This window comes from Anaerobium acetethylicum (assembly GCF_900096945.1).
In the GTDB taxonomy this organism is placed as follows: domain Bacteria; phylum Bacillota; class Clostridia; order Lachnospirales; family Lachnospiraceae; genus Anaerobium; species Anaerobium acetethylicum.
The window spans coordinates 1-22439 of record NZ_FMKA01000031.1; the positions used below are offsets into that span (position 1 = coordinate 1).

Annotated in this window: 20 protein-coding genes; 3 read left to right on the plus strand and 17 right to left on the minus strand. The window is 45.6% G+C overall.

The window, feature by feature from the left end; genetic code table 11:
* Positions 1 to 140 precede the first annotated feature (140 nt).
* The 5 genes from BJR36_RS20415 to BJR36_RS16145 all read right to left on the minus strand — a co-directional run bounded on the left by BJR36_RS20415 (position 141) and on the right by BJR36_RS16145 (position 7356).
* Positions 141 to 281, minus strand: a complete 141-nt coding sequence (locus BJR36_RS20415) for a hypothetical protein (protein WP_169823750.1) — start codon at positions 279 to 281, stop codon at positions 141 to 143.
* Positions 282 to 490: 209 nt separating this feature from the next.
* Positions 491 to 1525, minus strand: a complete 1035-nt coding sequence (locus BJR36_RS16130; RefSeq protein ID WP_091236278.1) for an AAA family ATPase — start codon at positions 1523 to 1525, stop codon at positions 491 to 493.
* 61 nt (positions 1526 to 1586) lie between these two features.
* Positions 1587 to 2420: a hypothetical protein gene (locus tag BJR36_RS16135; protein WP_091236279.1), complete on the minus strand. Its 834-nt coding sequence runs from the start codon at positions 2418 to 2420 to the stop codon at positions 1587 to 1589.
* Between the two features lie 107 nt (positions 2421 to 2527).
* The gene (locus BJR36_RS16140; RefSeq protein ID WP_091236281.1) at positions 2528 to 3901 is read right to left on the minus strand and encodes a DUF5716 family protein; all 1374 of its coding nucleotides are present in this window, start codon (positions 3899 to 3901) and stop codon (positions 2528 to 2530) included.
* Positions 3902 to 3942: 41 nt separating this feature from the next.
* The gene (locus BJR36_RS16145; RefSeq protein ID WP_091236283.1) at positions 3943 to 7356 is read right to left on the minus strand and encodes a DUF5717 family protein; all 3414 of its coding nucleotides are present in this window, start codon (positions 7354 to 7356) and stop codon (positions 3943 to 3945) included.
* 147 nt (positions 7357 to 7503) lie between these two features.
* Between BJR36_RS16145 and BJR36_RS16150 the strand changes: the two genes are divergently transcribed.
* Both BJR36_RS16150 and BJR36_RS16155 read left to right on the plus strand, forming a co-directional pair.
* Positions 7504 to 8628, plus strand: a complete 1125-nt coding sequence (locus tag BJR36_RS16150) for a pyridoxal phosphate-dependent aminotransferase (protein ID WP_091236285.1) — start codon at positions 7504 to 7506, stop codon at positions 8626 to 8628.
* 331 nt (positions 8629 to 8959) lie between these two features.
* Positions 8960 to 9721 (plus strand): SDR family oxidoreductase, encoded by a 762-nt coding sequence (locus BJR36_RS16155; protein WP_091236286.1) that lies wholly within the window; start codon positions 8960 to 8962, stop codon positions 9719 to 9721.
* A gap of 55 nt (positions 9722 to 9776) precedes the next feature.
* Here the strand turns inward: BJR36_RS16155 and BJR36_RS16160 are convergent, their stop codons facing one another.
* From BJR36_RS16160 to BJR36_RS16170, 3 genes are all read right to left on the minus strand, one after another.
* On the minus strand, positions 9777 to 10130 hold the full coding sequence (locus tag BJR36_RS16160; RefSeq protein ID WP_091236288.1) for a hypothetical protein: 354 nt from the start codon (positions 10128 to 10130) through the stop codon (positions 9777 to 9779).
* 167 nt (positions 10131 to 10297) lie between these two features.
* Positions 10298 to 11218 carry a Gfo/Idh/MocA family protein gene (locus BJR36_RS16165; RefSeq protein ID WP_091236290.1) on the minus strand — a complete coding sequence of 307 codons (921 nt, stop codon included), beginning with the start codon at positions 11216 to 11218 and terminating at the stop codon, positions 10298 to 10300.
* 62 nt (positions 11219 to 11280) lie between these two features.
* A complete protein-coding gene (locus BJR36_RS16170; protein WP_207648894.1) occupies positions 11281 to 11760 on the minus strand; it encodes a flavodoxin family protein in 480 nt (159 codons plus the stop codon).
* A gap of 262 nt (positions 11761 to 12022) precedes the next feature.
* Here BJR36_RS16170 and BJR36_RS16175 point away from each other — a divergent pair, with 262 nt between their 5' ends.
* Entirely contained in the window at positions 12023 to 12973 is a 951-nt protein-coding gene (locus BJR36_RS16175) for a metallophosphoesterase family protein (protein WP_091236294.1), read from the plus strand.
* 150 nt (positions 12974 to 13123) lie between these two features.
* On the opposite strand, the gene BJR36_RS16180 is transcribed toward BJR36_RS16175, so the two are convergent.
* The 9 genes from BJR36_RS16180 to hcp all read right to left on the minus strand — a co-directional run bounded on the left by BJR36_RS16180 (position 13124) and on the right by hcp (position 22414).
* Positions 13124 to 13693: a LemA family protein gene (locus BJR36_RS16180; protein ID WP_091236295.1), complete on the minus strand. Its 570-nt coding sequence runs from the start codon at positions 13691 to 13693 to the stop codon at positions 13124 to 13126.
* 29 nt (positions 13694 to 13722) lie between these two features.
* A complete protein-coding gene (locus tag BJR36_RS20585; RefSeq protein WP_207648895.1) occupies positions 13723 to 14487 on the minus strand; it encodes a TPM domain-containing protein in 765 nt (254 codons plus the stop codon).
* A gap of 57 nt (positions 14488 to 14544) precedes the next feature.
* Positions 14545 to 15435 carry a universal stress protein gene (locus BJR36_RS16190; RefSeq protein ID WP_091236298.1) on the minus strand — a complete coding sequence of 297 codons (891 nt, stop codon included), beginning with the start codon at positions 15433 to 15435 and terminating at the stop codon, positions 14545 to 14547.
* Positions 15436 to 15785: 350 nt separating this feature from the next.
* Positions 15786 to 16616: a rhamnulose-1-phosphate aldolase gene (gene rhaD, locus BJR36_RS16195; RefSeq protein WP_091236300.1), complete on the minus strand. Its 831-nt coding sequence runs from the start codon at positions 16614 to 16616 to the stop codon at positions 15786 to 15788.
* Between the two features lie 50 nt (positions 16617 to 16666).
* Positions 16667 to 18070, minus strand: a complete 1404-nt coding sequence (gene rhaB / locus BJR36_RS16200; protein ID WP_091236302.1) for a rhamnulokinase — start codon at positions 18068 to 18070, stop codon at positions 16667 to 16669.
* A 146-nt stretch (positions 18071 to 18216) separates the two neighbouring features.
* Positions 18217 to 18897 carry a putative ABC transporter permease gene (locus BJR36_RS16205; RefSeq protein WP_091236303.1) on the minus strand — a complete coding sequence of 227 codons (681 nt, stop codon included), beginning with the start codon at positions 18895 to 18897 and terminating at the stop codon, positions 18217 to 18219.
* Between the two features lie 88 nt (positions 18898 to 18985).
* On the minus strand, positions 18986 to 20218 hold the full coding sequence (locus BJR36_RS16210; protein ID WP_091236305.1) for a S1C family serine protease: 1233 nt from the start codon (positions 20216 to 20218) through the stop codon (positions 18986 to 18988).
* A gap of 94 nt (positions 20219 to 20312) precedes the next feature.
* A complete protein-coding gene (locus BJR36_RS16215) occupies positions 20313 to 20651 on the minus strand; it encodes a hypothetical protein (RefSeq protein ID WP_091236306.1) in 339 nt (112 codons plus the stop codon).
* 131 nt (positions 20652 to 20782) lie between these two features.
* On the minus strand, positions 20783 to 22414 hold the full coding sequence (hcp, locus tag BJR36_RS16220) for a hydroxylamine reductase (RefSeq protein ID WP_091236308.1): 1632 nt from the start codon (positions 22412 to 22414) through the stop codon (positions 20783 to 20785).
* Between the last annotated feature and the right edge of the window lie 25 nt (positions 22415 to 22439).

The following is a 22439-nucleotide window of genomic DNA, read 5'->3' on the forward strand; positions in this document are numbered from 1 at the left end:
TTATACCAAACCAGATGGTTTCATGCTATTTTTATGCCAGTTATTATTGAATTTTCAAGGTGCATAAGCACTTATTCATGTGCGAAGTTTGAGTCTCTAACTTAATCCCAACTGCAAAAACACCCTGTTTTCCTTCTCCTTCAAATAAGATTATCCGAACCGCCATTTCCCCCGACACAGCCGCGTCCGAACTCTCTTCTGATGGTTTGAGTTCCCATCTTAACCTGCACCCCCGTACACTTAAGATTACGGATTTCAAAAACATCAAAAACTCTTATCATTATTTATACTCAACTTAATAATTATTATACACTCAAAACACCTGATGTCAACATTTTTGGAATCTAAAACCATGTAAAATCCGAACTAATTTGCTTAAAAAACACTATAAATCTTATTTTCGGATGATTGTCCAAATTTTGTACGCAATACTTCAACCCTTCTTATCATACAAACATTTGAGGACCTCTGTCGCAATTGCAGTTTAAAACTATCTGGTATCTAACTTCTCTCGCAGTTTTCCAATTCGTTCCATTAGCCTCCCTTTCAACGCTTCCATCTCGTTTTCATCCGCCAGGGCTTCTGCCTGGTAGACCCAGATTTCCGGATCATTGATTCTGAACCTTCCTATAGCGGCCGTCAGCTCGTCACAGCAGGAATCCAGCTCCTTTGCATTCTGCCTGTATTTCTCACGGCTTCCGGCTGCCCTCCTGTATTGCTCCCAGAGGTATTCCAGCTCCCTGCTGCTGTTGATGCTGTATTTTTCATATATATATTCGATGCCATTTGTGGCATTAACATATTGCAGCTTCGCCTTATTCAGAAATTCTATGGCTCTGTTCATGTTTATTTCTGTTTTTGCCAGCTCAAGCTGGTTTTGCCTCATTCTGACCAGCGTCCAGGCTGCTGTCAAAGATGCTCCCAGGATGGCTGCCAGGATTCCGATCCTGGTGTCGAACCCCGCCATCAGCTGCATGGCCGCCAGAATCAGTATAATCACCACCATGGCCGCAAAGGCTGTTATGGCAATTGCCTTGATATCCCTGATTTTACTTAACAGCTCTTTCAGCCTGCCTGAAAGGACTCCCTTTTCGCCTTCAAGCTGCTGCATGTCCCTTTTGATCTGCAGCTGTTTCTTTTCTGCCGACTGAAGCTCCCTGAGTATTCCGGGGATTTCGGGTTCATGTTTTTCTATAAACAGCATCTGACTGTCAGAAAGGTTCTCAGAGCCTGACTGATATTTTTTTCTTTCGCTGCTTAGCCTGACCAGCCTTTTTGCAAGTTCGGCCAGGTGCCTCTTTTCCGCTTCCGGAAGGTTTTCAATTTCCTGGATATCCGTAACGTATCCGATAACCATCTGGTATTCGGTCTTTGCCTTTTCCAGTTCACTGGCTGCTTCCATTTCTATCTCCGGCGTCAGTGTCTTTTCATCCGCAGGAATGTGCCTGCCGCTCTCAGCAGATGATGACCCTGTCTTCTTTTCTTCTGATTCCTTAGCGGTTTTCCGCCATCTAAATAATTTCATACTATACCATGTCCTTCCTTATAGACCATGAGAAAGGGCACAAACCAAAACAAGTACTTTTTCACGCCTCGGTATCCCTGTATTCTTTTTTCCATTCATTTACGATTTCATCGAATTCCCTGCAGCTTTTTGTGATTCTGCCCTCACGCCTGTCCTTTTCTGCCGCGGAGATCCTTTTTCTCATGCTGCTTTCTTTTTCAGACTCATTTATTTCTGCAAGCAGCTTTTCAAACCTGACGACGATCTGGGGATCAATGTCTTCATCTTCAATGACCCGGGCATAGGTGTCGACTGGGGCAGTGAATCTCTGGGCGCACAGGTAATTCATGCAGGTCTCCTCCGCCGGTTCCAGGTCATAGGATTTCCGGAACGCCTCCGCAGCCCTGGGAAACAGGAAGAGGCCGGCATAGGCAGCACCAATGTTGTTCCAGATTGCAGCCTGCTGCTCCCTGGACCAGTCCACGGGGGCATTTCTCAGTATTTCACTGTATATCTGTATCGCCCTTTTATTCTGTCTGTTTGCCATGTAGGAATCACCCTTGCACTTGAGCCGGGCTTCTTTTGTCTGCCCTTCTGTTGCGACAAGAATGTCCACCAGCCGCTGCACTTCCTCAACCGGATAATAACCGGTTTCCTGGTTGATGGCACGCAAAAGCTTCTTCAGGCCATCTGGCTTTCCGATAAAATCCCGGATTTTTATAGCAAGTTTTACCTTATCAAGGGCTTCTTCAATCCAGTCGCACAATTCCTCGCTGAGAATCTCTTCGTCTATCAGATAAATATTGTGCTTTATGTAGTAGCACAGCTCCTCCAGCGAGTAGATGTTTGTATGAGTTCCTTCAACTAAAAATGGAATCTTCGCAAGCTTTCCATTGCATAAAAACAGTCCGCCCATAATCTGATCCTCCAGTCTGTCGTATTTTTGACTTCATCCGCATATTCGTCCATTTGCATGGTCATATGATACTATAAATGACGAAGTCCTGAAACGCTGCTCATCTCTTATAAAAGAGTGATTTTATATCGCCATTTTCTTCCGGTCCCGGGAAACAGTTCTCCGAAGCCAAGATCCTCAACTGTTATATCAATTTCCCTGCGTGCCGAAAAGGACAGATCCATCCTCATTCTGGTAGTCATCGGAGGCCTTTTCGGCAGATTGTCAAGCGCAAGGACTTGTGTTGCTGCTTCAGCCCCCATAAGGGGAATGATACGAAGCCTGATTTCCCGTGTATCATCGAGGATAAACTCACAGGATGCGCCTGCATCGTACCAATGCCTTCCGCCTTCAACAAGTGGAAAAAGCTCTCTTTCTGCGCCCTTTTTCACTTCCACTGCGATATTGCTGCTGACCATGTGTTCGCCAAGATACAGATACTGCTGCCTTCCTGTTTCAAAAAACTTGTCCCGTGCCGCATAACAAGCCCCCTTTGTATACAGGTTGCGTCCGCCAAATACCCGGCGGCCCATGCAGAGGTAATCCATTGATTTCCTGAGCCTGGTTTTGTCAAAGCATCCGCCGATCAGGTAGACGCCTGACACTACTTTTTTATTAAATTCAAGTCCTATGATCTTTCCGAATTCGGTATCCGGAGTTGCCGATTTGCCTGAGTCGTCTGGAAAGATCTGTCTTTCCTCCATGCTGCCGTGGTTTTCTCCTTCTGCCCCATAAGGCCAGTCATAGTAGTTCTCACTGATTGTAATGGCTGCAGGAAGGGTCTTCTGATTCATGCGCAGGTGATAGGCCATCATTTTCCTGTCTCTGCACTCGAACAGAACGACATCCTGCTTCCATATTTCTATCGGCTGGTTCAGCACATAACTTAAGAAACTCTCCTTGTAATCCTGGATATAGATTTTAGTTTCACTGACGTAAAGTTCTGCCGTTGCCGCCCTGATGATCCTGATCACATCCCCGTCAAGGCTTTCAAAGGTGAACATGACTGCGGCGATCTCCGCCCCGCCTGAAGCGGTCTTTACGAGACTGAACGTCTTTTTCAAAAAAAGTCCCAGAAGCCTTACCGGGTCTTCCTTTCTGTTTTCCCCGCTGTTTTCCTGACCGCTTTCCTCCCTGCTTTCCGCTTCTGCAGGATCCTGTTTCCTGCAGTTTGAAACCAGGTTCCCTGCAAGTTTACAGTCCCCCCTTGCGGCAGCTTTAACCGCCTCATCTCCATAAAGCCACTGTCCGCTGCTATCCAACTGGCAAAGCGCTGCAGGAATCTGAAACTTCTCAACCCCGACCACGGGTGCAACCGATTCGGGTTCTGTATTTTTCCTACAGAAGCTGATCTGGACTGACTCTTTACCAAAATCATACCCCACCACGATTGTATTTTCCTTATTCTCAATACCGGCAGTTCTGCTTTGTATTTCTTTCATGTTCACAACAGCCCTCCTCCATCTGCCAATCATGTCTCTTTTTACATCATTTTAAATATATGCTCCACTATGTATTTCTGCTTTTCATATTTATCGGCAAGCCTTGCCAGCGTGTTTTCATCCTGAAGGGAACGGCTCACCATCATGTCATTGATGAGCTCGAACCTGCTTTCCTGGCTCTCCATGCTGATTTCCGTCTTCCTGATCTTACCGCTTTTTATGAGCTCTTCACCCGTCGGGGTCTCTTCTGAAATATAATATCTCAGAACTTCTCCATAGAAAAGTATGAAATGCTTTACAAATATGCCCCCATGCAGGTTCTCCATGACCTGAGCGGTATACCTGTCGCCGTCCTCTTCCATTCCTTCTATCAGATAATGGATGACGACCCGGTTGGCCGGATCAGCCTTGTATTCAACAAAAGTCCTGTCCTCAATGTAATAAGGTGCAATAAGGCTTTCTTCAAAATCCTTAAAAAATCCGAAGCACATTTCCCTGGACATGTATTCTCTCAGAAGAAAACGGGCGATGATTTTTTCTTTCCCGTTCAGTTCTTTCTTCGCTGCATAATGTTTCAGGAGGGCCAGACGGCATACGTCGTTCATAGGTTCGCCTGCCTCGTATTCCCTGGCTATAAATCCGTATATTTCATCAGAAATTTTCCTGTCTTTCATGAAAGCGGCATGGGCATGGTAAGAAAGGTAGGCCAAAATGATCTTCTCCTTCCCTCCCCTTCTGTAATAGCTGTCAAACACCTCTTTCAGCTCGCTGCGATATCCTGCATAAAGGCTCTGGAGTATCAATTTCTCAGTCAGCACCTCGTCGTCAATTTCAAAGCATTCCGCAGCCTTCCAGAGATCAGACAGGACATCGGTAGGGCCTTCGTAATACTTTTCCAGGTACTTCAGGATGGTGGATTCGTATTTTCCTTTCCTGAAGACGTAGCTGCAGAGCTTGAGGAGAAACGGGTCGTATTCTCCGTTGTTCAGGTATATCTTTCTTGCGCACAGTTTCAGAAGGAGCTTGACTCCGATGCCCTCAGCGCCGTACACCCTTATGATTTCGAAGGCTTTATCATTTTCCTCCGATATGATGAGGATTTCCACCGCTCTTCCCCTGTCGGAAATCGTGAGCATGGAATAGTCCAGATTCATCAGGTATTTCGAGTAGACCCTGGTCTCTTTCCGGTCGTAGATTTCATGTATCATCTGCCCGATTATGCGTTTTTTATAGGCAGGCTTAATAACAGGCGAATCAATTGCCCGATTGAAGAGGCTGAAGCTGTTGTAAAAACTCTCTTCCTTCAGCCTTCCTGCCGCATACAGATAGATGAGCGCCCTTACATCCACCTCTTCCAGGTCAAAGCACTTCCAGTCCAGCTTCTCCTCACGGATGAGCCTTGTCAGCGTATAGGGTACCGTGTCCACAAATCTGCTGCCATCGGCATCCTGAAGGATGATGCCATGGTTCTCCGTATAGATCTGAAGGTAAGCCCTGCCGTCGGAAACCGGATATACGGATTCCCCCTGGAACTGCCCGTGGGTGACGACCACGCTTCTTATCCTGCTGTTCGTGCACTCAAGCCTGTATGTGAAAATAATCTCAGAAAGAGGCTCCCTGACCTTGGCAGTGATTGTCTCTGGTCCCAATCCGGTTTCATAGATATATGCAAGATCCTCGTTGATCCTTTTTTTCTTAAGCTCGTCCATCATGAACCGTTCTATATGCTTCCAGTAATTCCTGTACATGACAGGATTCTCTTCTCTGTACCTCATGACGCTTGCATAGAGATATGCCTTTTTCCTGCTGTCCAGACTGTTGTTGTAGACGAAATACATGAGTATTGCCTGGGGCAGCTGACCCTTATATCCGAAGTCTATGGAATCCATGTAATATTCGTAAAGCCTGGTTATTTTCAGGTCTTTTTCGATACCTTCCTCGTACCAGCGGAAATATTTTTTCCCTACCCGGTTATTCCTGATCAGAAAACTGCAGACTGCAGACAGAGAGTCTGTCTCCGGAAGCTCCTTATAGCACTCCTCTATGATTTTCTGAAGCAGAGAACCTGTATTCCGGCACTCCCGCAGGATACCAAACACCTGCCCTGCTACATCCTTCGTCATCTGCTGGTTCTTCACGGCCCAGAAAAGTACCTGGAGTTCGAATGCGCCGATTCTGATCATCAGGAGCGGATCATCCTTTATGATGCTGTATGCTTCCAGATACAGAAACGGACTGCGGCATCCCTCCGCAAACATCATCTCCAGCCTTTTCAGGCTTTGATCCCTGCTTTCTTCCGGATCCTGATCGAGCCCAGGAAAAAACAGATGGATACAATCCGCTGCCTTCCTGTTCTTTTCCGCAAGGCCAAACTGCTCCTTCAGCAAAGCAAACCGCTGCAGCTCTTCTTCCGAAAAAAAGGAGCCGGATCCATTGCCGCCTTCTATTAATGCTTCAAGACGTTCTGCCGCTGCCTGGGAATCCCTGACCCATTGGTTCAGGGAAGTCTTTTTCAGTCTGAATGCCAGATAAAGTTCTGCAAGGTGTCTGAGCACGGACCTGTACTCCCTGAGCGTTTCCGGTAAACGGGGCTTTGCCTGAGATACAGTCACTTCAAATGCGAGCTTCTGGTAAGGAGTTGCAAAATAAATCCTCCCGAAATTTTTCCTGTTATACAATTTATCTTCGTCGATGATGTATCCCAGCTCAAATATGCTTCCCAGAAAGTCATCCGTTGTTATATGCTGCTTCTCAAGCCTTATGAACGGCGCATCCGTCCATATGTCGACGTTCACATAGCCCCAGGCCTCTTTCTTTATGATGATCTTTTCCCGAATCATACCTGTTATGTGATCAAAGCTTTTCGCATTCCTGTCTATTTCAATATTCACGATATGCTTTTTCCTGACAGCGATCAGAAATTCCTCCATATACTGCTCTTTTACAGGAGGTTTTGACAGCACCTCATAAACCGCCAGGTGTTCCCTGTCGGTAATGATTTTACTGAATGCCGGTGATTTGAAAAGTCTGAATGCCTCATCCCAGCGGGATGAAGCCAGATTTGCGAAATGGAAAAGATTTTTAATCTCTCCTAAAGATGAATTCTCATAATATTGCATGACATTTATGCTGAAGGGTATCACATACTCTCCGCAGTTGCATACCACACAGATTTCCCCTGTGTAGTCCTGGCCTTCGGCGAGCCCGCGGCTGTCGAAGGTATAAAAAATCTCTTCCCTGATGCCGCAGAAATCGGAGCTCTCAAATTCCATCCTCATGCTCGAAGAATAGATATTGCCCCTTACCTCTTTTCCGCCCAGGCCTTCTAAAAAAAAGCTTCCGGAACAGGATTCCCCCACTTTCACCGAAGCTGAAATTTTATCTTCTGAAATCAGTACTTCCGGGCGCCTGTATTCAAAAACGCCTTCTGCCAGTTCTTCCGCATTATTCCACAAATCCTATCACCCGCTCCTAAAGTAAGTTGATTTTTTAGTAAATACAGTTATAATAAAATTATAACACTATACTGTAAAATAGTGCAAGCAACCTGGCGAAATTGACTGAATAGTAACTATAATATAATAAAAAAGGCGGTAATAAATATGATTCAGCATACAGATCATTTTCATGGCAGCGATTTAGAGAAAATCGAGGCAGTATACCACATAAAAAAAGAAGACATCACAAGTTTCAGTGCAAATGTCAATCCCCTCGGGGTCTCCCCAAAGCTCCGCAAGACTCTTGCCGAAAGGATAGATGCCATCACCTCCTATCCTGACAGGGAGTATACCTCTCTGCGCAAATGCATAGCGGCATATGCGGACACCGACTACCAGAATATCATCGTGGGGAACGGTTCCACCGAGCTGATTTCCCTGTTCATCCAGATCAGGCATCCTAAGAAGGCCCTCATCATCGGTCCTTCCTATTCCGAATACGAAAGGGAAATCTCGCTGGGAGGCGGCACTTCCCTGTATTACCCGTTAAAAGAAGAGGATGATTTCCAGCTCGATATCAATGATTTCAGGGAACATCTTTCCGAGAACCTCGACCTGCTCATTATATGCAACCCGAACAATCCCACATCGACCTCGATCCCGTCAAGCCATATGCGGATGATACTTGACAGCTGCAAGCAGCATGGCATCTTTATCATGATCGACGAAACCTACGTGGAGTTTGCTCCTGACTTCAACGACACGACCTCTGTGCCGCTGACCAACTACTACAATAACCTGATCATCCTGAGAGGCATTTCAAAGTTTTTTGCCGCTCCCGGACTCCGTCTCGGATATGCGATAACCGGGAATGCAGACCTCATCAAGGAAATCAACGGAAGGAAAAACCCCTGGACCATAAACAGCCTGGCTGAAATCGCAGGCGAGCTTATGTTTACAGACACCGAATACATCAATGCGACCAGAAAACTGATTTCGGCAGAACGGGATAAAATCTACAGCCTGCTTTCTAAAACCGAAGGGCTCAAAGTATACAAGCCTACGGCTAATTTTATCCTTGTGAGGATACTGGCTGACAACGTGACCTCACGCGACCTTTTCGAAGCAGCAATCAAGAAGGGGCTCATGATCCGCGACTGCTCTACATTTCCGTTCCTGAGCGACAAATACATCCGCTTCTGTTTCATGATGCCGGAGAAGAACGATGAACTGATCAGATGCATCCTGGACACCCTGGAGGCTGCCAGGCATCAAACAGCCGGGCAGTAATTACATCATAGAAACATCCTGGTAAACCTGCTATTCTTTCACTTTGCACAGAACATCCTGAGTCAAAACATAAAGTAACTATTCAGGACTACGTCCTTCATAGTCATACAAGAGGCACACAAATTGTAAAATCAGCAATTTGGCGCACAAATGTCTCGGATTTTTATGCAAATTCAGCATAAAAACACTTCGCGAGACAGGGATTCTGAACAGTTACAACATAAATATCCAATCATGTAACCAAAACCAATGTCAGGGCATTGCAGTCATGCAGAAATGCAGGATTGAATGCCGGCCACGAAACAGTTTCCAGACAATAAGGAGGGTTAAAATGGGTAGAATTGAAAATCAGGTGGCAATTGTCACCGGTGCTGCAAGCGGAATGGGAAAGCAGATCGCGATTCTGTTTGCGAAGGAAGGTGCGAAGGTTGCCGTGTCCGACCTCAATCTTGAAAAAGCACAGCTGGTCGTCGAGGAAATCGAAGCAGCAGGCGGAACAGCATTTGCAATCGTTGCCGATGTCTCAAAAGAAGCAGATGTGCAGAACCTGATCGACGGCACCGTCGAAAAATACGGGACGCTGGATATTCTTGTTAACAATGCCGGCATCATGGATAACTTTGAACCTGTCGAAGCTGTTACCGATGACCGATGGGATAAGATCATGGCCATCAATGCAACCGGGCCTATGAGGATGATCCGGAAGGCAATGCCTGTTTTTAAAGAGAAGAAGCACGGCATTATCGTGAACATCGCATCTGCAGGCGGGCTCTACGGCTCCAGGGCCGGTGTCATATACACAGCATCTAAGCATGCCGTAATCGGCATAACCAAGAACGTCGGTTTCCAGTATGCAAATCTTGGAATACGATGCAACGCCATCGCTCCCGGTGCCGTGAATACCAATATCGGTACAACCATCTATGCACCGAATCAATTTGGCATGGAACGCGCCATGGCAGGTATGAGCCTGTCTCCAAGGACCGGCGAACCTGAAGAGATCGCCAAAATCGCGCTTTTCCTTGCATCTGATGATTCCAGTTTCGTGAATGCTACAGTGCTTACAGCTGACGGCGGCTGGACTGCATACTAGATCTATGTGACAAAAAGCTCCGAAAAACCAATAGATTTTTGGTTTTTCGGAGCTTTTAACATGCCATCGACATCACTTCCAGCCTTGGGCTCAGCACCATCTCGATATATTCCATCGCATTCTTGCAGGCTTCAAGCGCCTCCTCATAAAATGCCTCGTTCTCCCGCAGCCTGCTCTGCTGGATAAAAACCCTGGCTATTTCTCCCTCATATGTGTGCAGGGAAACCGTGTAATTCCTTGTATCCACCCTGTACTGCTGCCTGATTCCGTATATAAGCAGCGCACATTCATAGCGGATTTTCTCGTTAATTCCTTTTCCTTCCATTCTTGCATATCTTTTCAGGCAATTCTTTGCATGATCATAGATTATATTTTCCATGTTTATTTTTTCAATCCTGGACGTTTCCATTTCTCCTCCTCTATCTTCTGTTCAATTCATTGTTTTTCATTTCTCTTCGTCCCAATGATATCTTTTTCACATGTTAAGTACAAGGTTTTTTCTGTTATATCTGTGTAAAGTTTCCATTTTATGTTGCTATTCGCAGATTAAACAGCTGCCAGCTATTCAGGGCCGTTCTATATATCTTTACCAGCTTCCGCTTCCAAACTCTTCACAATCTCTTCGCACAACTCATGTGTCGCCAGGCTGTCTTCGTCTTCCTCCATGTAACCGTCTGTTTCAACGACATCCTTAAGAAAGCGGTCCGTAATCTGATGGAATCCTCTCCTGAACAGGACAGGCTCCCAGTCGCCAAACTTATGCTTTGTCTCGGCTCCTCCCTGAAAAACGGTAAGCTCGTTGATATCCTCGATAATGCATTTTTCACCAGGGCAGATATACTCGATTCTTTCCTCTTTCTTGCCCGATTCCCTGTTCATGATCCCGATGGCCGTTCCGCTACTGCCTGCCAGCTGGAGTACGACCGAATACAGCTGGCCTCCCTCTGTCTTCCCAGCAACATTCCAGGATGCCATATCGTCACCAAGCAGGCAGCGGATGGTGTCGACGACATGGATAAAATCATTGAATACATAATTTCGGATTTGTGCCGGAAGATGCGTCCTGTTTTTCTGGTGGATCACCACATCAGGCTTCTCCAGTTCAAGAAGCCCCTTAATCATAGGAGCCTCTCTCCTGTTGAACCCGACACGCAGAATCCGATTCTTCTCCTTTGCCAGCCCGAACAATTCCCTTACCTCTTCAATATGAAAAGAAACCGGCTTGTCAACATAGACGTGAATGCCATTCTCCAGAAGTTCCCTGCACAGTTCAAAATGCGCCTCTGTTGCAGCATGAACAAAAACAGCAGCTGGACGGCACCTGATCAGTTCACTGATGTCTGTCACATAGGCAGTCCCCCGGTAGGTTTTGGCCAGTTCCATCAACAGCTCCTCGTTTCTCGAACACAGCACGATATCCAATTCCTTTTTCCTTGCAAGAACCGGCAGATAGGCCTTTTGGGCAATATCGCCGATTCCAATCATTCCTATTTTCATAAACTGTCTCTCCTGTTTTTCTGTTCAACTGTCCGCAAACGGGATTCGTCCATCACACAACCCTATGCATCCCTGCCGGTTTCCTCTGCCGCCTTTTCCACAATTGCCTGAATCATTCCTGCCCTCTTCCTATTAGACCAGTTTACGATTCCGGCTGAAACCACACATGCACCTTTGCTGCTGCATGCAGCCTTCATCTGGCCCACTGCACGGTTTCCACCCATCCATGGATACGGGAAAAATTCTGTCATGAAGCAGATTGCTTTTTTCCCTTTAAGAGACTGCACCTGGAAAAGATATGCCTTCATCACCGGCGATAAGGATGCCCCATGCACCGGGGCCCCGAAGATCAGGTAGTCGTATCCGGCTGTTTCCGGCACCGTCTTCAATTTGATTTTTGACGGATCCGGTTGTTTTTCATCAACTGCCGTGACCTGTTCCAATTCGACGGAATATCCGGCAGCCGAAAGCCTCTCCTTAATTTGATTGGCTACGGAAAGAGTGTTCCCTGTCTGAGAATGTATGATAATTCCTATTTTCATGATTCCTTCCTCCTTATATCTGTATGTCGGTAGTCAAACCACTCCACGCAGGAAGTTTGATTTTTTATATTACATTCATTTTATTGTTGTTCAACAATATTGTCAAGATTAACGCATTTGCCTGAAAATTGATTGTTTTCATATTGTTTTTTTATCCCTCTGGAGTATAATCATAATATAGGGAACATTGCTGGCAACCAACCGGTCTCATCACAGACTGGTGTCCGTGCACTGGCTGCATTTGTATAGTGAGGTGAAAATCATGTTCACGAACAAAAGACTTACACAGGCCTATCAGGAAGCCAAATTCGAATATTTTGACAAGGATTCCAAATACGTATTTTTCAGCGATTCCCACAGGGGGGATGACAGCTTGTCTGACGAATTTTCAAGGAATCAGAATGTCTTCCTGTATGCCCTTGACTACTATTACAAAAACGGCTACACCTATGTAGAGGCTGGTGACGGCGATGAGCTTTGGGAGCACTCGACGTTCAAATTCATCCGCTCAGCCCACAAGGATGTATTCACTTCGATCAAACGTTTTTTTGATGACAGACGTTTTATCCTGCTATACGGCAACCACAATATACATTTGAAGAAAAACATATATACCCGCCTGAACTACGATCATTATTATGATGAATACAACGGCCAGGTATGCGAACTTTTCCCGGGTGTTATAGCATGGGAATCCCTTGTCTTGAAAAACCGGGATACCGGGCAGGAAATACTGACTGTCCACGGACACCAGGGAGACTTTATGAATGACCAGCTCTGGGTGGTGTCCATGTTCATGCTTAGATATTTCTGGCGGTTTATGCATATTGTCGGTTTCAAGAACCCTGCAAGTCCTGCAAAAAGCCAATACAAGCGCCACAAGATAGAGCTGGCATTCAACAAATGGATCCAGCTGAACAGAATGATGCTGATCTGCGGTCATACCCACCGACCAAAGTATCCGAAAAGCGGCGAACTCCCCTACTTCAATACAGGCTGCTGCATACATACGCGCAGTATAACCGGCATAGAAATCACGAACGAGGAAATCATGATGGTTGACTGGAGGATCAGGGCTGACGAAAACGGAAGCCTGCAGGTTCTCAGGACTATAGTCCGGGGACCGGATCCTATCTCTAAGTTTGATTTCAACAATAATCCTGATTTCGACAGCATCATTTTGGGGGAGGATTCTAAAGACGAAGAAACCTAGTTTTTTATAGTTCCTCAGCTTCCGTTCTTTTTTATCATAAGCAGAAACCGGGCTGCCAGTATAAAGGATTGTTTATACTGGCAGCCCGGTTTCTTTTTCGTCATCTACAGGATAGATACGACAAATATATTTGTAAGATCTAACATACTGTCATTTTCCAAAATCCACTTCCGGAACCTCTTCAGACCCTTCAGCAGCTTCAAAATATTCCCTCTTTTCAATTCCGATCAGACCAGCAATAATCGAAGTAGGAAAGGTCCTGATTTTACGGTTCAGTATCTCCACTGAATCATTATAATCCATCCTTGCTACTGCAATCCTGTTTTCTGTTCCTTCCAGCTGCGTCATAAGATCCTGGAAGGTCTGGTTCGCTTTCAGATCCGGATAGGCTTCCACTACAACACTGAGCTGTCTCATTGCCGCAGTAAGCTCGCTGTCTGCCTCAGAGACTTCACCTACAGTGGTCGCAGTTGCAAATTTATTACGTGCTTCCACTACCGCGGTCAGGGTCTCCTGTTCAAAAGCTGCATATCCTTTTACAGTTTCTACCAGATTCGGAATCAGATCATATCTTCTCTGAAGCTGGTTCTCTACCTGAGCCCATTGCGAATTGGTAGTTTCATCCAGCTTTTGAAGGCTGTTGTAGGTACCGACACCAGCAGCAATTATGATAACCAGCAAGACCACCAGAACAATTCCAATTATACCTGTCTTCTTCATACTGTTTCCTCCTTTGCGTTTCAGTCAAATTACCATCTGCCTGAAGAACCGCCTCCGCCGGAACTGCCTCCGCCGAAACCGCCTCCACCTCCAAAGCCACCTCCGCCGAAGCCGCCTCCGCCGAAGCCACCCCCATGGAATCCTCCGCCACCGATGCCACCTCCAAAGCCACCCCGTCTGCCTCTTCCAAAGAACGAACTCAATATTATCATAATAACGATAAACACAAAAATGACTGCAGTAAATGGTGAGAAATCAGAAACAGAATCCTCCTCCTGATATTGCAAACCATATTCATCACTGATGTTCAGATCATATTCACCGCTCTTTTCAAGGTAATAGACGGTATTTGCCACAGCCTGCCGGATTCCGTTATAATAATCCGATTCAGTAAAATATGCCGGCATAACTTCGATTATCCTGTCAGCCGTAATGTCCGGTATGACCCCCTCAAGTCCGTAGCCCACCTCAAGCCTGAATTCCCGGTCCTCAAGGCTGATCAGCAACAGCAGGCCGTTGTTTTTATCCTGCTTTCCAAGCCCCATCTCCCTGAACATCCTGACAGCAGACTCTTCGATATCTCCGCCTTCAAGGTTCTTTACCGTGACCACGGCAAATTCTATCGTGCTCTGCTTTTCCAGGGAATCCAGTATCTGTTCAAGCTGTCTTTCCTCCTGATCTGTAAGCATGCCGGCATTATCCGTAACAAAGAGATCATCCTGAATATCTGCATAAGCTGTCATTCCTCTTAACAATAAACAAAGCATTGAAAAAACCAAAACTATCCTTTTCAAGTCTCCACCTCCGTTTCTCTCAATGCTTCCTGCCATCGGATTACGAAATACGGGACGCTACCTGAGGGCCGGAACAAGGAGTACCGAAGATGAGGAATGCCTTGCCACGTTCTGGCTGACACTTCCCAGAAAAAATTCGTTGACAAACCCGCGCCCCTGGCTTCCCATTACAGTCATAGTTGCTTTTCGTTCCCTGATAAGCTGGAGAATCTCAACTGCAGGAATCCCATAAAGCAGATGGATGTCTACATCTGCACATCCTTTCTGCATAAGTATCTTTTTCAGTTCCTGAAGCCTTGCCGCATCTATTTCATTAAATTCCGCAACCCTGCTGATCAGGTGAGGGTTTATTTTCACCATATCCTGCACATGCACGATTGTTACTTTTTTCACACCGCTCTCTACCATCTTCACGACATATTCAAAGGCTCTCCAGGCGTTATCGGAAAAATCAGTCGCATACAGGATGTGCTCTGTCAGGTCGCACTGCTCTAATGCTTTAAAAGCTTCTGCCGGATCTGCACACTCCTCATCCTGACCAACAGGAACCCTGAGAAGCAATACCGGCTTTACCGCATAATGGATCACATCATGGGCTGTTCCTCCGAACAGGTATTCTCCAAGCATTGACTGATCCGGGGCAGCTGCCACGACAAGGGAACATTCTTCCCGTTCCGCCATGCAATTAAGTTCCGTTCTCATACATCCGGAAACAAGTCTGGTTTCCACGCTGTATCCCTGAGAAACCATCACTGCTTTCTGCTTTTCAAGATCTTCTCTTAGGATGTCTATGATAAAATTGGAAATTTCAACCGATATTTCATCAGGATTAAAACATTTCATAATTATGCATTCTTTCGCACCGAGTTTTTTTAATCCATTCAGACAATACAGCATTTTTTGTGCGGCAGGCGATGTCTCTGAAGCAATCATTATTCTTTTAAACATTTCAAATCCTCCTTCTTCGGAAAAGGATATACATAATCCCTTTCACAGCTACCTGTAAAATCCCAGGATATTTCTGATTACTTCCTGTACTTTCTTTACGGTCCATTGAATAGTCGGATTACATCTGTATCCAAAGCTAATTAACGCACATATCTGATTTTTAATAGTTGTTTTCAGCCTATATCCTTATATTATCCCCCATTCGTTTCTTTGTCAACCATACTTATTTACCTGATCAACTTATTTCAGCCAGCCCCTTTAAACGGTATTCGACTGGGTTGCCTCAAATCAGCCCTCCGCACAGCAAAATGGCCCTCGGGATTGAGGGCCATTTTGTTATTATTTCTCTTTTAATCTTTTTTATACAGAAATCGTTCCGGCAGATTAACCCGGAAGGCTTTTGCAAGGTCCCTGAAATTCTCGTCTGTTATCGTCTGGAGTTTTGCGGGGTTCATGGCCAATACTTTGGTGAGGATTTCCGCCGATTTTTCTACAGTATGCATGAGTCCGAAGGTAAGGTCGAAATCTTCGCCCGAGCAGAACATTCCATGATGCGCCCAGATGGCGACATCATACTTTTCCATAAGCCTGCTTGTCTCCACGGCTATTTCGCGGCCGCCTGGCACCATCCATCCAATGACACCAACGCCATCTGGAAAGACTACAGGACATTCTGTCGCCATTTCCCAAAGTTCCCTTGTAAACACCTCATCAGTCAGCGGAAGTACAAACGTTAATGCGATCACGTTTGTTGTATGGGCATGATAGATGACCCTGTGCTTTCCTTCAGTCACTCTTTTTTTGACCTCATGATTCATCAGATGTGTAGGCAGTTCGCTTGTCGGCGTGCCGCCTTCCACAAGCCCCCACCTAATACGGTAGTTCTCACCTTTTTCATCAAGTTCGATGATGGCGATACAGACTTCAGGATCCACAATGATATTTCTGAAATATTTCCCGCTGCCTGTAACAAGGAAAAACTCTCCGGCAAGACCCGGAACGCCAGCTCCGATTGAAGTCCATTCACCCGGGGCATTCAGCCTCGATCGGATGCTCTCCACTTCGTCAGCCTTTATCCTGTAGGACAGATTTCCGCCATTTCTCTCATGCCACCCCTGTTTGAATCCATCATCTGCCATTTTCACGAATGCCTTTACAAACTTTGAATCTAAAATCTTCATAGTCAGGATCCTCCATTCTTCAATTCCTTCTACATTAACGGGCCAAATAATTAAAAAGTATATTTTGTAATAGGGAATGAATCGAATACTCCCTGTCTTGCTGCTTCGATTGTTTCATATTCTCCTGCCTTTAGCATCTGTGCCAGGATGTTTCCGATTGCCGTTGCTTCTGTCGGGCCTGCATAGACAAACTTCCTTGTGCTCTTAGCTGTCAGCTCGTTCAGATAGCCCGCATTGGATCCGCCTCCTACAATATGGATTCTGCTGTAGGTCCTTCCGGTAATCGCTTCAATCTCTTTTACGGTCTCAGCATAACTGTCTGCAAGACTCTGGTAGATGCATGCGGCAAGTTCACCGATGGTAGCCGGCACAGCCTGGTCTGTATCCCTGCAGTACTGCTTGATTGCCTCTGTCATATTGTCAGGAGACAGGAAGCAGGCTGCATTTACATCAACTCTTGATTTAAAGCTGTCAGCCTCAACTGCCATCTCGCAGAGCTGCGCAAAGGAATAGGCATCATTCAGTTCATGTCTGACAGACTGGATCATCCAAAGCCCCATGATATTCTTCAGGTAGCGGAACCTGTAGTCAATGCCGCCCTCATTTGTGAAATTGGCATTTCTGCTTCCCATGCTGCTGTCAGCTTCCATCCTTTCGATCCCCATAAGAGACCAGGTTCCCGAACTGATATATAGATAATCGTCATCATTTGCCGGAACAGAAAGGACTGCCGAACCGGTATCATGGGTAGGCGGAAGCACGACTTCACAATCAAATCCGACTTCTTCAGCAACAGCCTCCGACAGCATTCCAACGAAAGTTTTTGGCATACAGATTTTGCAGAACATCTCTCTCGTATATCCTAATTTTTCAATCAGTTCGTAATCCCAGTCTTTTGTAACAGGGCTGACCAGCTGTGTAGTCGTGGCATTCGTATATTCAGTAGTCTTCTTTCCAGTCAGCAGGTAGTGGAAATAGTCCGGAACGAGAAGGAGGCTTTTTGCCTGTTCCATATGTTCAGGGTTCTGGGTCTTCACCGCCATCAGCTGATAGATCGTATTGAAAAGCTGTTTCTGGATGCCTGTCCGTGTGTAGAGCTCTTCTTCTGAAATAACTTCATAAACCTTGCTGTCGATGCCCTCTGTCCTCTTATCGCGGTACCCGACTGTTTTTCCGATTACCTTGTCTTCCCCGTCAAGCATGACGAAATCCACGCCCCATGTGTCAATCCCCATGCTGGCAGGAATCTTGCCGATTTCCTTGCATTTTTTCATGCCTGTTTTGATCTCATCAAACAGCCTGTCAAATTCCCAGCACAAGTTTCCATCTTTTTTTACCATTCCGTTTTCAAAACGATGAATCTCTTCTAACTTGATTTTTCCGTCTTCTATTGTTCCTAAAATATGCCTTCCGCTTGATGCACCTATATCAACCGCCAAATAATAATTCTTCATAATACGTTACTCTCCTTGTCATAAATGCTTATACTCTAATTATAGTGAATACGACAAAAAAAAATAAGGACGTCATTTGATTGAAATAGCGTCCTTATTTGCACATTTCACGAAAACAAAAGCCTGGCCGCAAGGGCTCTCCCCCTTCATTCCACATACTCGACTGTGTTATATATTTTATTCAGCCTTTCATCCGGATAATGTTCATCCAGGAATATCTCGAAGCTTCCGGATGGAGCGATTCCCCTGCTTCGTTCCCTCTGCCTGTTCTGCGCAAGGGCGGACAGGCCTATGTCAAAAACAAGAAACAGGAATATCGCCCAGGTCAGTGCCACATATCGTTTTTTTGACAGCCTGCCTGTTATGCTGCAGACATGTGGATAAATATGTTTTATGCTGATGTATCCATAGAAGCCCCAGATCAGCGAATTAATGAGGTTGACCCGGCCGTTCAGATTAAACGGGAAGTTGCTATAATCCCAGGAAGTGTATTTGAAGACTTTTTCTAACAGCACGGAAGATCCGTATTCAAAAACCGTTCCCAGGACTGCGCTGGCCAGCATAATGATAACGCCTCTCATCTTTCTGATTCTATACAGAAGCAGGACCAGGACCACAAAGCCGAAGCCGTATATCTGGTTGAAGGGACCGTATATGACTCCCTGCCTGTTTACAAAATGACCTTCCTTAAAAAAATACCAGGTAATTTCATAACAATAACCGAGAACGCACCCTGTCACGAAAGCCCAGACCAAGGTATAGAAGTTGATTTTCAAATCAGCTTCTTTCCGCACGGTTTCATTTTTAATGCGTTCACACTTCTCCATGTGCTGTCACCCGGCTCTCCTTTTTTCGTTTCCTATATACGCAAACCTCAGCCCGGCTTTAAATGCAGGCATAAAGTTCTGTTCTCTCTTAATTAGCTGGTTTTTCATCCAGTGTTACCTTAACCGCAATCTCCTCATATACATTGTCTGCAGCCCGCTGGATGGTGAGTACAACCTCAGTTCCAGCCTTATAGTATTCCAGCTTATCATCAAGGCGATCCTTTGTTGTAATGCTGTTTCCATCTATAGACGTGATGATATCGCCTTTTTGAATGCCCGCATCTTCAGCCAGGGAATCGTTTTCGACTGCTGCAACGAAAACACCCATAGGAATGTTGTAAGTTGCTGCAATCTCAGCGGTCACATCAACCGTCTGGATTGCCAGGTAGCCCTGTTCCGCTTCCGCAACTTTGACCTTAGTTTCCTGAAGCTCCAGCTCGTCGATAACAGGAATTGCTGTGGAAATGGGGATTGCATATCCCATCCCTTCCACATCGCTTGACGAAAATTTGACTGCGTTAATCCCAATCACTTCGCCTCTGATGTTAAGAAGGGCTCCGCCGCTGTTGCCAGGGTTGATTGCCGCATCTGTCTGTATTAGGGCAAAGGTCACATTATTGACGGTAACTTCCCTGTGCAGGGCGCTTATTACTCCGGCTGTGACTGATTGTCCATATCCCAGTGCATTTCCAATTGCAATGGCAGTTTCTCCAACAATAAGCTTGTCTGAGTCGCCAAGTTCCGCTATCTTGATCTGATTCAGCGTACTTTCCGAAATACCGCTCAGTGGAATGGCGATCACTGCAAGATCATGATTTGGATCTGCACCTTTCAGCAAAGCCTCATAGGACTGTTCATCAATAAAGGTGACTGACATGCTGTCTACGCCTTCAATCACGTGATTATTGGTTACAACGAGAAGTTCGGAATCATTTTTCCCGATGATGATTCCGGAACCGGCGCTCTGGCTTTCATAAGTCCTGCCCGGTCCCCATCGGTACTGTTCGGTCACCGTCGTCGTATTCTTGATGGATACGACTGAGGGCATTACTGCTTTGACGACACTGGAAACATCGGTGACGGTTACTGTATTGCCATCTCCGGTCTCAATGATCTTCTCCACATCTTCTTCTGTGATCCCATCAGAATCATCATTTTGATCCGTTCCCGGACTGCTGTCCGGAATGATCCTTCCGGCAATATATTTGGCAGTCTGGAATCCCGCTCCCGCCACGCCTCCAAACAGCAGGGCGAGCGCCACAGTTATTGCAACTATTTTCATCGTAGTCCAATTCTTATTGCCTTCTGGATCTTTAAACATATAAAGCACTCCTCTCGAACTGCTGAAGCAATTACTTTGAAGTCTTCACAAATCTTCTATCCTGTATCATTTCAGAATCAGGCCTTCAGAACGCCTAAATACTGTCCCTCGCATAAGCTTCGATCTGGTTATCCTGCTTCAGTTCCACTACAAGCTCTTCCAGTTCCCTTACATATTCACTGACAAGCTGGTCTGGATTTTTCTGCTCTCCAAATTGGTCAAAGGCTTTTCGGTATTTTTCTATAAAGCTTTTAATGTCCTTATTGTTGATATTCTTGTGATAAAAAGGCGCCAGGCTGATTACAGCTGCGTCAAACGGATGCACCTCAAAATAGTCTGCGCTTATCATCCCACCGAATGCAAGCCGGTCCGAATTATAGATTCCTCTTGCTATCCATTCCAGGGATAATGCATCATGATGATTGATCGACATAGAAACCCCTCCTTTAATATGATATTACCAGAAATGCTGCAACCACGTCAGGAAACTGTGGTCTGCAGCATTTCTAAAAGTTTTATGCAATTATGCTGTCTATGCTTTTATTAGATTACCGGCAGATACAATCATTTTCCCATAAAAAGCGCAATATCATCATCAACAGTTCCAATACCAGCAATGCCGAAAGTCTCGACAAGTACCTTTGCTACATTCGGTGACAGGAATGCAGGAAGTGTTGGTCCAAGGTGGATATTCTTAACTCCAAGGTAAAGGAGTGCCAGAAGTACGATAACAGCCTTCTGCTCATACCATGCGATGTTGTAAGCGATAGGAAGCTGGTTCACGTCGTCAAGTCCAAATACCTCTTTGAGTTTCAGAGCAATCAGAGCCAATGAATAAGAATCATTGCACTGTCCGGCATCGAGAACCCTCGGAATGCCGCCAATATCGCCAAGATTCAGCTTGTTATAACGGTATTTTGCGCAGCCTGCGGTCAGGATCACTGTATCTTTCGGAAGCTTTTCAGCAAATTCCGTGTAGTATTCCCTGGATTTCATTCTGCCATCGCATCCTGCCATAACAAAGAATTTTTTGATTGCGCCGGATTTCACGGCATCTACAACCTTATCAGCAAGAGCAAATACCTGCTCATGGGCAAAACCGCCAACGATTTTTCCGCTTTCAATCTCTTCAGGCGCTGGCAGAGTCTTTGCGAACTCAATAATCTCAGCAAAATTCTTTCTGCCATGTTCGTCAGCCTCTATATGGGTGCAGCCAGGATATCCTGAAGCGCCGCTTGTAAATATCCTGTCTCTGATCTCTTCGCTTCTCGGCGGAACGATGCAGTTGGTAGTGAACAGGATTGGTCCATGGAAGGAAGCAAACTCATCAAGCTGTTTCCACCATGCATTTCCATAGTTTCCAACAAAATTATCATATTTTTTGAAAGCAGGATAATAATGTGCCGGAAGCATTTCGCTATGGGTATATACATCCACGCCTGTTCCCTTGGTCTGCTCAAGAAGCTGTTCAAGATCTGTCAGGTCGTGGCCCGAAATCAATATCGCCGGATTGTTTCTGACTCCAATGTTTACTTCTGTAATTTCAGGATTTCCGTATTTGGAGGTATTGGCCTCGTCAAGAAGTGCCATTGCCGCCACGCCGAATTTTCCAGTTTCAAGAGTCAGCGCAACAAGTTCATCTGCAGAAAGGCTGTCATTCAGTGTCGCAGCCAGCGCTTTGTAGACGAATGCATAAATATCAACGTTCTCTTTTCCGATATTCAGTGCATGATGGGTATATGCTGCAAGTCCTTTCAGACCGTAGATGATCAATTCCCTCAGGGATCTTACGTCCTCATTGGCAGTAGCAAGAACGCCGATACCGGCTGCCTTTTCAAGCATAGCTTCTTTTGATGACGCTTCAAATGTTGCTGCATCGTGCAGATCAGCCCCAGCAGCCTTTCCACGCAGTCCGTTCCTCAGTTCGATCATTTTATTGATTTCTTTTACAAAAGCCTCGTCATCAAAATTTGCATTTGTGATTGTCATAAACAGACACTTAATAACTTCATGGTTTACTTCAGCAAGGTCCTTAACATCGAGCCCGCCTTTTGAGATGATTTCAGAAATGCCTTTCAGTGTATAGACTAATAGATCCTGGAGCTTTGCAACTTCTTCATTTTTTCCGCATACACCTTTTACCTCACATCCGGTGCCTTTTGCTGCTTCCTGACATTGAAAACAAAACATGCTCATTTTTAGTCCTCCTTATGTTTGTATT